Annotated in this window: 10 protein-coding genes; 5 read left to right on the top strand and 5 right to left on the bottom strand. The window is 47.6% G+C overall.

Going from position 1 to position 13,411, the window contains the following annotated elements:
• Window positions 1–2 precede the first annotated feature (2 nt).
• Together AB6805_RS07500 and AB6805_RS07495 are read right to left on the bottom strand one after the other, a co-directional pair.
• The gene (locus tag AB6805_RS07500; RefSeq protein WP_370908819.1) at window positions 3–353 is read right to left on the bottom strand and encodes a phage holin family protein; all 351 of its coding nucleotides are present in this window, start codon (window positions 351–353) and stop codon (window positions 3–5) included.
• Window positions 354–458: 105 nt separating this feature from the next.
• Entirely contained in the window at window positions 459–1,391 is a 933-nt protein-coding gene (locus AB6805_RS07495; RefSeq protein WP_370908818.1) for a hydroxypyruvate isomerase family protein, read from the bottom strand.
• A gap of 176 nt (window positions 1,392–1,567) precedes the next feature.
• Here AB6805_RS07495 and AB6805_RS07490 point away from each other — a divergent pair, with 176 nt between their 5' ends.
• The 3 genes from AB6805_RS07490 to AB6805_RS07480 all read left to right on the top strand — a co-directional run bounded on the left by AB6805_RS07490 (window position 1,568) and on the right by AB6805_RS07480 (window position 5,303).
• Entirely contained in the window at window positions 1,568–2,536 is a 969-nt protein-coding gene (locus AB6805_RS07490) for a formylglycine-generating enzyme family protein (RefSeq protein WP_370908817.1), read from the top strand.
• A gap of 40 nt (window positions 2,537–2,576) precedes the next feature.
• A complete protein-coding gene (locus AB6805_RS07485; protein WP_370908816.1) occupies window positions 2,577–3,908 on the top strand; it encodes a Gfo/Idh/MocA family protein in 1,332 nt (443 codons plus the stop codon).
• A gap of 102 nt (window positions 3,909–4,010) precedes the next feature.
• Window positions 4,011–5,303, top strand: a complete 1,293-nt coding sequence (locus tag AB6805_RS07480; protein ID WP_370908815.1) for a D-alanyl-D-alanine carboxypeptidase/D-alanyl-D-alanine-endopeptidase — start codon at window positions 4,011–4,013, stop codon at window positions 5,301–5,303.
• On the opposite strand, the gene AB6805_RS07475 is transcribed toward AB6805_RS07480, so the two are convergent.
• The gene (locus AB6805_RS07475) at window positions 5,300–5,956 is read right to left on the bottom strand and encodes a hypothetical protein (RefSeq protein WP_370908814.1); all 657 of its coding nucleotides are present in this window, start codon (window positions 5,954–5,956) and stop codon (window positions 5,300–5,302) included. The two genes, AB6805_RS07480 and AB6805_RS07475, sit on opposite strands and share 4 nt — an antisense overlap.
• 331 nt (window positions 5,957–6,287) lie before the next feature.
• On the opposite strand from AB6805_RS07475, the gene AB6805_RS07470 reads away from it, so the two are divergent.
• Both AB6805_RS07470 and AB6805_RS07465 read left to right on the top strand, forming a co-directional pair.
• A complete protein-coding gene (locus AB6805_RS07470) occupies window positions 6,288–9,356 on the top strand; it encodes a SusC/RagA family TonB-linked outer membrane protein (RefSeq protein WP_370908813.1) in 3,069 nt (1,022 codons plus the stop codon).
• Between the two features lie 10 nt (window positions 9,357–9,366).
• Window positions 9,367–11,121: a RagB/SusD family nutrient uptake outer membrane protein gene (locus AB6805_RS07465; RefSeq protein WP_370908812.1), complete on the top strand. Its 1,755-nt coding sequence runs from the start codon at window positions 9,367–9,369 to the stop codon at window positions 11,119–11,121.
• A gap of 78 nt (window positions 11,122–11,199) precedes the next feature.
• Here AB6805_RS07465 and AB6805_RS07460 read toward each other — a convergent pair whose 3' ends face one another.
• Window positions 11,200–12,654, bottom strand: coding sequence for a Gfo/Idh/MocA family protein (locus AB6805_RS07460; protein ID WP_370908811.1), 1,455 nt, complete (start codon window positions 12,652–12,654; stop codon window positions 11,200–11,202).
• A gap of 48 nt (window positions 12,655–12,702) precedes the next feature.
• The gene (locus tag AB6805_RS07455; protein ID WP_370908810.1) at window positions 12,703–13,398 is read right to left on the bottom strand and encodes a gluconate 2-dehydrogenase subunit 3 family protein; all 696 of its coding nucleotides are present in this window, start codon (window positions 13,396–13,398) and stop codon (window positions 12,703–12,705) included.
• Between the last annotated feature and the right edge of the window lie 13 nt (window positions 13,399–13,411).

Below are 13,411 nucleotides of genomic sequence, written 5' to 3'. Positions count from 1 at the left end.
GGCTAATCGTTGTTACCGCCGGCAAGGCTGATCATAACGCTGTTGATGATGGTCATAACTATACTGAAAAGCAGGGCCCACCAAAAACCGTCCACTTTAAAACCGGGTACCAGTTTAGCGGCCAGCAGGATGATCAGGGCATTGATAACAAAGAGGAAAAGCCCGAGGGTAACAATAGTTACCGGGAACGTGAGTAAAATGAGCAGGGGTTTAACCAGGGCATTTAACAGTGCTAACACCAGCGCCAATATCAGCGCGGTGATGAAGCTATCTACTTTTACTGCCGGTTTCAGCAGGTAAGCGGTTAACATGGCAGCCAAAGCACTAACTAGTATACGAAGCAGGAAACCCATTGTAGATCATTTTACTAGTTAAGTTAGCGAAAAAAAAAGTGAATGGCAAAGTTTAGCTGTTGGCGGCCGGCATGTAATCTGCTGCCAACAGCTAAATATCAGTGGTTATATAAAGCTGTCTGCTTCGCGGTATGCTTTTATCAGTGCGTCTTCGCCTTCTTTTCCTTTTCCGGCCATCCCATGTTCCATGCCTAATACACCTTTATATCCTTTGTTATGGAGATGTTTAAAGATGTTTTTATAATTGATTTCACCGGTGCCTGGTTCCTTACGACCGGGGTTATCGCCGATCTGGATGTAGGCAATTTCGTCCCAGCACCAGTCCATTACAGGAATAAGGTTGCCGGTATTGCGCTGCATATGGTAGATGTCGTATAATATTTTGCAGGAAGGGCTTTTAACGGCCTTGCATATTTCAAAGCTTTGTTCAGCAGTACGGAGAAACAGGTCGGGGTTATCGCTCAGTGGTTCCAGCACCATGATGAGGCCATGCGGTTCGAAAATTTCCGCGCCGCTGCGTAGTGCGTCGATTACATGTGCGGTTTGAACACCGATAGGAAGTGTGCGTTCAAAGTAGCCGGGTACTACGGTAGCCCATTTGGCATTGCAGCGTTTGGCTGTTTCTACGCTGGCTTTGCAGGTTTTAATAAAGGCATCTTTAAATTCCTGTTTGCCTGTGGCCAGGGAAGGTTTCCAGTTATTGCCGGTATCTACTACGAACACGCCCATGGTCATCCCTAATTTATTCAGGAGGTCGCCTATTTTGGATTGTTCCTCAGGAGAGCGTCCCAGCATGCCATTGTCTTCGATAGACCGGAATCCCTGATCGTACATATATTTTATCTGGTCCAGGAAGTTACCACCATTAGCGCTGTTTTTAAACATGCCGTCATGCGGGCCATAGTTCATGTTAAACGGCTTTCCGGCCAGGCTGGCATTGTTATCGCCGGCGGCTTGTGCAGTGTTGCTGATGCCTCCCATTGCCAGCGCTGAAATACCGGCCAGGGCGCCGTTTTGCAGGAATTTTCTTCTTTCCATAACGTTTGATTGATTATATAATTGACAGGGAGCTAAATTTAATCGCTTTTCTAAGGAAATACTAATATTGATGAAAATTTTTCAATTCATCAGCTCATTTTCGCATTCATAAAAAAATATTGCTTTCCCCGTTAGTTTTTTTTAGATTCACCCACTTATATTTTCAAACACGTTAGATGATTAAACCGTATGTGACCTTAATGCTGGGCGGATTGCTCAGCCAGGTTGTTGTTTTAGCACAATCAAAGCAGGCGTTCGAAGCTTATAGCCAGCAGATCCCCGGAACCGATGTTAGTTTTAAAATGGTACCTATACAAGGGGGAAGCTTTCAACTGGGAAGCCCCGACAGTGAAAAAGGAAGGAATAAAGATGAAGGCCCGGCAAAGAAGGTAAGCGTGTCTGATTTCTGGATGGGCGCCACTGAAGTTACTTTTGACGAATACGATATATATGCTGATGCGGAAAAGGATAAAACACCCACACCAGACGGGATGACCCGTCCCAGCCCGCCATATATTGATCTTACGCTGGGCATGGGTAAATCCGGTGGATTCCCCGCCAACAGTATGAGCCAGTATGCGGCCCTGATGTATTGCCAGTGGTTGTATATAAAAACCGGTGTCTTTTACCGCCTGCCCACCGCGGCAGAGTGGGAATACGCTTGCCGGGCAGGTTCCACCACCGCGTATCCTTTTGGCGCCGATGCCGGTCAGCTGAAAGAGTATGCCTGGTTCCAGGGCAACAGTGATAATAAATACCATAAGGTGGGACAGCTGAAACCCAATGCCTGGGGATTATATGATATGCTGGGCAATGTGGAAGAATGGACATTGGATCAATACGACGAAAATGGCGTAGCCAACGCGGCTGCTACTGATCCCTGGACACAGCCAACTGCTAAAACCCCGCGGCTGCTGAAAGGTGGCAGTTTCCAGGATGAAGCCCCGCTGCTTCGCAGCGCCGCCCGCCTGAAGTCGGACCCCATCTGGAACCGCCGCGATCCACAGATTCCTAAAAGCTCCTGGTGGAATGCAGACGCCCCCTTTGTTGGCTTCAGAATAGTAAGACCCGTGAAACAACCAACGGCAGCAGAAGCCACAGCATTTTTTGAAGAGATGATCGCAAAATATAAAGGTGCACGCTAGAAAGATTCAACATCCAAAAATCTAAAAATCTTATTCATTTATGGACAACGAAAAGAAATTCCACGGTGAAGGCCGCCGCGAATTCGTAAAGCAAACTACTTTGCTTGCTGGCGGTTTGCTGGCTATGCCTATTTTATCAAAAGCTAATTATTTCTCAGGATCTACCGGTGTTATCAAAATAGCCCTCATTGGCTGCGGAGGCCGTGGTACCGGCGCTGCTACACAGGCACTCAGCACAAAAGAAAATGTGCAGCTGGTAGCGATGGCAGATGCCTTCCCCGACAGGTTGAATAACAGCTTCAATGATATTAAAGAAGCACTGGGCGACAAAGCCAGCCGGGTAAACGTTCCGGAAGGCAATAAATTTATCGGCTTCGATGCCTACAAACAAGCCATTGCGCTGGCAGATGTAGTGATCCTCGCCACCCCTCCCGGTTTCAGACCCATTCATTTTGAAGAAGCGGTTAAACAGGGGAAACACATCTTCATGGAAAAACCGGTAGCAACAGATCCCGCCGGTATTAAAAAAGTACTGGAAGCTGCTGCGGTAGCTAAAACCAAGAAACTGAACGTAGTAGTAGGTTTACAACGCCGCTACCAGAATTCTTACCGCGAATTATACAAACGCTTCCAGGACGGCATGATCGGTGATATGCTGTCGGCACAGGTGTGGTGGAACCAGGGCGCGCTTTGGGTAAAACCGCGCAAACCTGAATATACTGAAATGGAATACCAGATGCGTAACTGGTATTATTTCAACTGGCTGTGCGGCGATCATATCGTAGAACAGCATATCCACAATATTGACGTAGGCAACTGGTTTATGGGCGCTACTCCTGTTACCGCAGGAGGTATGGGCGGCCGTGCCGTGCGTACCGGCAAGGAGTTCGGTGAAATATTTGACCACCACTTTGTGGAGTATCGTTATGCCAACGGCGTAGTAATGAACAGCCAGTGCCGCCACTGGAAAGACGCTCCCAGCAAAGTAGACGAGGAAATTATAGGAACAAAGGGCCGCATCTTCTGTGATAAAGCCCAGATAGTGGACCATAAAGGCAAAGTGTTGTACCAGTTTGATAAGAAGAAGGAAAACAATCCTTACCAGACGGAACACGATGAACTGTTTGCCGCCATTGCCAAAGGCGAATACAAATTTGCAGATGCGGAAAGAGGCGCACAAGCCACCCTTTCTGCTATTATAGGCCGTTTGGCTACTTATTCCGGTCAGGTGATCGACTGGAATGTAGCGCTGAACTCAGGTCTGGACCTGCATCCTAAATCATACTCATTTGATGCGCAGCCACCGGTTATGCCGGATGCATCTGGTAATTATGCTTACGCAAAACCAGGTATTACCAAATATTTTACCTGATAAACATTACCAGGTAAAGAACGGATCAGGGATTTGGGGGAAGATCAAAATGGTCTTCTCACAAATCCCTGTTTCGTAATGCACAATTCGTAATTTCCATCTATGAAAAAATTACTGGTAGTAATTATATCCATTATAACCGGGGGAAGTGTAACAGCCCAGGTGGCGGCGATAAAGAAATGGGCGGAAGCAGAATTGCTTCATAAAATACCAATGGAGCAGGCGCATGTGGGCATCTGTATTTATGAACCGGCTACCGGAAAATACTGGTATCAATACCAGGACAATAAGTTTTTCACCCCCGCATCCAATACCAAGATCTTCTCGTTGTATGCAGGATTAAAGCTGCTGGGAGATTCCCTTCCCGCGGCGCGGTATTATGAAAATGATACGGCCCTTTTTGTAAAGGGAATGGGAGATCCGTCTTTTCTGCACCCCGACTATCACTATCAACCCCTGCTGCAGCTGTTGCTGCAAACCACTAAAAAGATTTACCTGGTACCCGGCGTGAATGCCAACCAACGTTTCGGCCCGGGATGGGGCTGGGGTGATTATGCCGACGACTATCAGCCGGAGCTGAACGAATGGCCCATGTACGGGAATGTGGTACGTATCCGTCACCAGGGGAATAACAACAGTATTGTGCCTGCTTTCTATGACCTGGATATTGCGGAAGATGATACCCTGAGCGAAACGATCACCTCGAGAGACGAACGGAATAATTTATTCTACCTGAAATACAACCCGAAGGATAAGGCATTGGAGAACGCGGAAGTTCCTTTTATTACCGGGTCTGTACAGGAGTTGCGGCAGCGGCTGGAAGACACGCTGCATAAACGTATAGGGCTGGCCGTTATACCGCCGGCCGGCAACTTCAAAATACTGAAAAGTATCCCGGCAGATTCGTTGTTTATACCGATGATGGAGCGAAGTGATAACTTTTTTGCAGAGCAAACGCTGATGATGGCAGCTTCCGCTTTATGGGACACTATCAGCAGCACCCGCACAATTAAGTACCTGCTTACCGGCAACCTCAAAAACCTGCCGCATCCGCCGCAGTGGGAGGATGGCTCGGGGCTTTCCCGGTATAACCTGTTTACGCCCCGCGATTTTGTAACCCTGCTCACCCTGATGCGCGAACAGTTCCCGAAGGAACGCCTCTGGCAGATTTTCCCCACTGGTGGGAGGGGAACATTAAAGAACTATTACCAGCAACAGAAAGTACATGCCAAAACGGGTACGCTGAATGGCGTAGTAGCTTTGAGTGGTTACCTGGAAACGAAGAAAAAGAGAACGCTGGTATTCAGTGTATTGGTGAATAATCATCATGAATCCGCTACCAGTGTGAGAAGGGCGGTGGAGCGGCTGCTCACGATGGTGAGCACAGCCTATTAAGGCTTTATGGTATAGGAAACGATGGTGGTGGTGTCGTGCAGCTGATCAGCTTCTATCAGTCCTACTCCTTTGCCGTAATAGCTGGTGGAGATGGTGCCTACAGAAACCGGGTTGCCAAAAACAATGGCATAGGCATCCATTTTTACGGCAATCACGGAGGCGTAGTTTTTGCCACCCACCGTTTTGGTGATATCCTTTTCTGTAATGGTAAACTCCAGGATGCCGGATGTGGTCACTCCGCCGTTGTTCACGGTAATGGTATCTTTCCAGCTGGTGCCCACGGGCACGTTGTCTTTCAGATAAGTAAGCTCCAGGCTGTCGGCGCTGTAACCCTGGAAAGTAAGGATGCTGGCCACCTGTGTATAGATGCCATCTTTACAGTTGGAGCAGGTAAATACGCTGTCGTTACCCACTTTTTTATACACAACACCGTTGATGGTAGTATCTTCTGAAACCGTGAGGGTGTAGCTGGTCGTGTCTTCGGAGCTATTTACGTTTATGTAGGAAAAGGAGGAGCCGTTCGTATAGGGGGCATATTCGCAATTGCTGTTGGAAGGTAGTGTACCTTCTCCTTCATCGCTCATTTCCTTACTGCAGGAGAACAATAAGGTAACCATTGAAAGGATAGCTATGAGAAAGTAACGTTTTTTCATAAAACCACATGGTTGATGTTACTATAACGTTTAAATAACGCTTCAGGGTATAAAATTATGCAAAAAAAACCGCTGGGCTGTTTGCCAGTGGTTTTTTAATAATATAATAACCAGGTACTCCGGTTAGCCGCTCGCATACTCATACGAGTAAAAATTACATTTATTCTTTTTTTAAGGAAGAAAATTTAAAATAATTGTATTTGAGACATTTATTTTTAGAAAATAATTAAACTTTTCATGTTTATCTTACATAGACATGAATACCCGTTTCGTCGTTATGAAAAGCTAGTTAACAGACAAATTTTCATCATCTTCCAAAATCACTTGTAGCATGAACCCACGTTATGCAAAGGCTATGCTATTGCTATGCCTGTTTGCGACCACCAGCAGCGCCATCACTGCGCGCGCGCCATTACCCAGTGTATGGCAACAAGGAAATCTAACAGTTAAGGGAAAGGTAAAAGACATCAACGGTAACCCGCTGCCCGGGGTTACAGTGTTGGTGAAAGACACCAGGAAAGGCGCCACCTCCGATGAAAAAGGCAACTATGTATTAACCGATGTTAAAAAAGATGCGGTACTCGTATTCCAGTACATTGGCTTTGATGCACAGGAGGTGAAAATAGACGGAAAGACAACCCAGAATGTTGTATTGAAAGAGAACCAGAAAACCCTGGACGAGTACGTAGTAGTAGGTTATGGTACACAGAAAAAAGTTACAAAAACCGGCGCAGTATCCTCTGTAAAAGGCGCCGAGTTACAGCAGTCACCCAACGTTAATATCTCTAACTCGCTTGTTGGCCGTATTCCCGGCATTATTGCCGTTAACAACAGTGGAGAGCCCGGTTACGACGGCTCCCGTATTTTTATCCGTGGCCGCAGTACTTTAGGTAACAGTAATCCGCTCGTTGTAATTGATGGTTTCCCGCGCGATGGTTTTGAGCGCATGAACCCCAACGACATCGAAAGTGTGTCCATTCTGAAAGATGCTGCCGCGGCCATTTATGGTTCCCGCGCGGCCAATGGCGTTATCCTCGTTACCACCAAACGCGGTAAAGGAGGTAAACCGACCCTGAGCTACGGCTTCAACCAGTCGTTTGTAACGCCTACCAGGCTGCCGGAAATGGCAGATGCGCCTACATACGCCAAAGTGGTGAACGAAATTTTAAAGTATGGAGGAGACGCTCCGAAGTATACAGATGAACAGATCAAGAAATTTGGAGACGGCTCCGATCCGTGGCTATATCCCAATACCAACTGGTACGATGCGGCGATTAAAAAATACTCTTTGCAAAACAGGCATGATCTGTCGCTCAGTGGCGGTACAGAAAAAATGTCTTACTACGTTTCCCTCGGATCCTTATTCCAGGATGGTATTTATAAAAGCAGTGCCACCAATTACAAACAACAAAATGTAAGGGCCAACCTCGATGCAGTAGTGAGTGATTACATCCGCCTGCGTTTCGACCTGGCAGGACGCCTGGAAAACAGGAACTTCCCTCCACGCAGCGCCGGCTCTATTTTCAGATCCCTGATGCGCGGCCGCCCTACAGAAAACGCTATCTGGCCAAACGGACTGCCCGGACCTGATATTGAATACGGCGATAACCCCGTTGTTACAGGAACAAATGCAATCGGTTACACCAACGATAAGAACTATGTGATCAACACCAACATGTCGGCCGTTGTAAATATTCCGGGTGTAGAAGGATTGTTTGTAGATGGTAGCTTTGCCTACGATCAGAACTTCGACTTCTACAAATCGTACATTAAACCGTGGACGTTATACACGCTGGCGGATGCCAATGATCCTACGCATAAGCTGAATGCGGGTTCCAGGGGTGTAAGCGCACCTGAACTAACGGAACAGTTTAGTACGCTGCGCCAAACCACTGTCAACTTCAAAGTGAATTATGTACGTTCTTTCGGGAAGCATAATCTCAGCAGCTTCATCGCCTTTGAACAGGCCACACTGAAAAATGACGGCTTCTCTGCAAACCGCAGGTACTTTATCAGTGATAAGCTGGACCAGTTGAATTTGGGCGGCGACAAAGAAAAGAATAATGCCGGCAGCGGCTTTGAATATGCGCGCCGCAATTACTTCGGGCGTATATCCTATAACTACAAGGAAACTTACCTGTTTGATTACAACATGCGTTACGATGGCTCCCAGAATTTCCCGGAAGGCCGCCGTATGGGGCTGTTCCCCGGCGCTTCGGCAGGTTGGGTATTGTCTAATGAAGCCTTCTGGAAAAAAAGCATCCGCACACTGGACTACTTTAAAGTGCGCGCATCCTGGGGCCAAATGGGTAATGACCAAATCGATCCGTTCCAATACCTGAGCACCTATGGCTTCAGTGCCGGCGGCGTAATGCTGGGCGGCGACCTGAATAAGGGCCTTTACCAGCTGCGGTCACCGAACGAGTCTATTACCTGGGAAGTAGCCAACAACTATGATTTCGGTATCGAAGCAAAAATACTGGGAGATAAACTGGCCTTTGAAGGAGATTACTTCCTGACCAAAAGATCCAATATCCTCGCCAGCCGCAGCCAGTCGATGCCCGGTTATACCGGTATGACCCTGCCACAGGAAAATATCGCCAAAGTGGAAAACAAAGGGTTTGAACTGGTGCTGAGCCACAAGAACGACATCAAAAAATTCCATTATGAAATTATAGGAACCGTTACCCACGCAGAAAATAAAGTACTGTTCTTCGACGAAACACCGAACCTGCCCGCATATCAGCAGGCTACCGGCAAACAGATAGGCGCGCCACTATATTACCAGGCTATTGGCATCTACAAAACACAGGATGAAGTGGACAAAAGCCCGCACGTTGGCGGCGCAAGAGCCGGCGATGTTATCTTCCTGGACAAAAACGGCGATGGCGCTATTGATGACCTGGATCGTATCCGCATGGATCGCACAGAAAATCCTACCTGGATTTTCGGGTTGACCATGACCGCCAAGTTCAAAAACTTCGACTTCACCATGCTGTGGCAGGGCGCTACCGGCGCAAGCCAGTACCTGCGTACAGAATCCGGTTTGATCGGTAACTTCCCCATGGCATATGTAAAAGACCGTTGGACAGAAGACAATATCAACGGATCATGGCCAAGAGCGTACGACCGTGACCGTGAGTACTGGGTAAACCGCCAGAATACTTTCTGGTATTGGAATACCAACTATGTCCGTTTAAAAACCCTGGATCTTGGTTACAACATACCTACTGCCCTTTGCAAACGGATTGGATTGCAAAACCTCCGGGTATATGTAAGTGGCCAGAACCTGGTTACCATCGACAAAGTGAAGATTTTTGACCCCGAAGCGCCAAGTGGAAGCGGACAGTTCTATCCACAAACCAAGATTTATAATGTGGGATTAAACGTAACCTTTTAATTAATGTGCCATGAAGAAAACAACTATAATCAGATATATAGCGGGAGCGTTTCTACTATGTGCGGTTTCCGCCGGTTGTAATAAAGACTTTCTCGAAAAGAAGCCTTTAACCGAGTATGAAGAAAATGACGTGTGGAAAGATGTGGGCCTGGTACAGGCATTTGTAAACGACCTGTATGTACAGATGCGCCCCGGTTTCCTCGAAGTAATGCTTTCCTCCATGACAGACGAAAGCCGGTTTATCCACGACTACAATACCTCCAGGGTAGTGCAGGGTAACGCCTCCGCCGATGACGTAGGCGCCATCAATGATTTTGCCAGATGGGATTTGCACTACAAAGCGATCCGTAACTGTAATATGTTCCTGGAGAAGATTGCAGACGTGCCTTTGACCGATGAAGCCGTGCGGACACGCATGACAGGCGAAGTGCATTTTATGCGGGCCTGGTATTATCACATGCTGGTGAGATACTATGGCGGTGTTCCGTTGATCACCAAAACTTTTAATATTAAGGGAGATGAACAGGAGATCCTGAGTGTGAAGCGAGCCACTTTTGACGAATGCATTAAATTCATTGCAGCGGAATGTGACCTGGCCACACAACAACTACCAGCCACCTATGATGCCGTGGCAAGCAAAGGAAGAGTGACGAGGGGCGCCGCTATGGCCCTGAAATCCAGGATCCTGCTTTACGCCGCCAGCAACCTGTTCAATGATGCGAAAGTGCCCAACGACTTAATGGGGTATAAATCCGGCTTACAAAAAGACCGCTACAAACTGGCGATGGATGCAGCAAAAGCCGTAATGGATCTTAACACTTACAGCCTTTACCAGCCTACCGCCAACCCGGTAGAGAATTATACCCGGGTGTTCCTCGATAAAGATAACCCGGAGATGATCTTTGTTAAGCAATATGACAAAGCATTACTGGGTACTTCTCACGACCTGTACAATGGTCCAAACGGGTATCACAACTGGGGCGGAAATGTGCCTATTGAAAATTTCGTGACCGGCTACCAGATGAAAGATGGTACTGCTTTTTCCTGGAGCAATGTTGCCCAGGCAAAGGCGCCGTATGAAAACCGGGATCCCCGCTTTTACGCCACAATTTTATACGATGGGGCTAAGTGGAAACCACGTCCTTCCGATGCCGCCAAAACGGACCCGGTGGGAGTGATACAAACCGGAAAATATGAAGCTGCCAATGGAAGGGACAGTGTATGGGGACTTGATACCCGCAACAGTACTATCGAAAACTGGAATGGTACTTACTCCGGTTATTACCTGCGTAAGTTTATGGACAAAAACCTGGATGCCCAGTTCTTCCGCGGCGACCAGTCCTGGATTTTCTTCCGGTATGCAGAAATTCTGCTGAACTATGCAGAAGCAGCCATTGGATATGGTGATGAGGCGGGCGGCCGTATTATCTTGAACAAGGTGCGTGAACGTGCCGGGATGCCTGCTACTACTGCCTCCGGAGCCGCTCTATGGGCCGTGTTGAAATATGAAAGACGGTATGAACTGGCTTATGAAGAACATCGTTTCTTTGATGCACGCAGGTGGAGAGATGCCGAAACGGCTTTCAATGAAAATGCTTTTGGCATTGAGGTATTGGGATCAATGATTGCCGGACATCCTTTTGTATACCATGTATACAGCATCCAGTCCCGTAAATTTAATAAGGCGAAGAATTACTTATTGCCTATTCCTGCCAATGAAATCAGGAAGAACAGTAACCTGAAACAACAAGACGATTATCAATAGCGGGATTCATGTACCAGCTTTTCATAAAAGAAAAATGCCGCGGATTATCGCGGCATTTTCTTTTTATATAGATATCATTTATACGCCCAGTGACCAGCCATCGCGGTAAGTGCGTTTCACAAACTGGTTGGCTTCGTCGAAGTTGGTAATCTTCATATTGTTACCATCCCAGAGCAGTTTGATATAACGGCCCGGGTAATCAAAGCCTTTACCATTTGCTTTTTCCTTACGGATATCGAAGCTGCGGATAGCCAGGTTAGCCATCAGGATAGTTTCTGTAAGCGGACCGGCAATATCGAACGGAGAGCTGAGCGCTTTCTGTTGTTTGCTGCCGTAACCGGCAATAGCGGCGTTTACCCACTGTACGTAGTGACCTTCCGGTACGCGTGCAATAGTTTGCGGCACATTTGCTTCTGTAGTGCGGGAAGTAGGCAGCAACTTAGGGTACATACCATAGGTACCGCACATCATTTTGCCTTTATCACCAATGAACAAGGCGCCATTACCACCGTCGCCCATTGTTTCGTTGGGTCCCAGTTCTTCCGGACGCTCTGGTTGAATACCACCGTCCATCCAGTGCAGGGTTACTTCTTTGCCATTCTTTCCAGGGAATTTCATAATTACGTGGGAAGAAGGAGGACAGCTCTCAGGGAAATATCCGCGGGTGAATTCTCCCACGTATACGCTACCAACGCTGCATTCAACAGAAGTAGGATAGCCCAGGCCCAATACACGGAAAGGAGGTTCAATGATATGACAGCCCATGTCGCCGATAGCGCCGGTACCGTAATCCCACCAGCCGCGCCAGTTGAAAGGCACGAGGTTACCCACGTAGTCTTTTTTAGGAGCGGTACCTAACCACAGGTCCCAGTTCAGTTCTGCAGGAACTTCCTCGCGGGTGGTAGGCCAGGGAACGCCCTGTGGCCATACCGGACGATCTGTCCAGCAGTAGATGGTGTGTACATCTCCAACAAGTCCTGCATTGTACCATTCCATCAGTTGACGAACGCCATCGCCGGAAGAGCCCTGGTTACCCATCTGGCTTACTACCTTGTATTTGTTGGCGCCCTGCGTAAGCATACGTGCTTCGTAGATGTCGTGGGTTAATGGTTTTTGCACATATACATCCTTCTTCAGCTGCATAGCTGCCATTGTTGCTACGGCGTGTGTGTGATCCGGTGTGGATACAGACACGGCATCGAAGTTTTTGTGTTCCTTGTCAAACATTTCCCGGAAGTCGGTATAGAACTTTGCCTTAGGGAATTTCTTCACGGCTTCGGCTGCGCGACGTTTGTCTACATCGCACAGGAAAGTAATATCAGCCGGACCTTTAGCAAATTCAGATATATCGCTGAAGCCTTTACCGCCTACGCCGATACCTGCTACCCGCAGGCGATCGCTTGGCGCTACAAAGCCACGGCCTAATACATGACGTGGAACTATCATGAAACCGGCGGCGGCGAGCGCACCGTTTCTCAGGAATGATCTGCGGGAAACACCGTTTTCTCCCTCATTCTTTTTTTCTGGAATCATTGATGTGAAGTTTTCTGGATTTAAATTATGAAATAGCAAGTTTGATCATTATTCCCAGGTCATCAGCTTGCCCCTGTCTTCAATTTTCAGACAGGTAGCCAGTGTTTTTTCATCATAGGCATAACCGTACTGCTTTAATACATCGTCAGGTACGCCATCCCATTCGTTGGGCGTATTACCGATGTAGTTAAGGTCCTTGATGCCCATTTTACTGGTGAAAAAGCCTGTGGCAGTGAGATTACGCATGCGGTTGAAAAAGGCAACGCCCTGGCTGTTTTCCGGGGATGCTTTTCCCGGCCAGGCAATCAGGTCTACCACGGCGATACGTTGTTCTGCACTGCTTTCTGCAAATGACTTATTATACCGTTTGGCACATTGCATATCCAGCCAGCGTAGTCCGCCGCGCATAGGCAATTGGTGCTCCGGTATATCTTTTACAATGAACTCTATAAACTCCGGCACTTTTGCATCGGAGGCGCTGCCGGAATGTTCATCTGCCGGGATAATGATATCCGCCAGGATGGTGATGGTTTTCATTTCGGCGTCGGTAAAGAACTTTTGTTCTGTTAACGATTTATCCCGCAGTACTTCTTCCGGAGTACGGCCATAGCCGGCGGTTTTCACATTGGGATGATCATTTTTATCAGCCGTTGTTTTTTTATCTTCACAACTGGTGGCAGATAAAATGGTACCAACTGATAACGTTCCCAGTGCAAGCGCTTTGAGTGATTCTCTTCTATCCATGAAAAAAACTTAA

This window comes from Chitinophaga sp. RCC_12, from assembly GCF_041360695.1.
Lineage (GTDB): Bacteria > Bacteroidota > Bacteroidia > Chitinophagales > Chitinophagaceae > Chitinophaga.
This window is presented reverse-complemented; position numbering and strand designations above follow the sequence as displayed.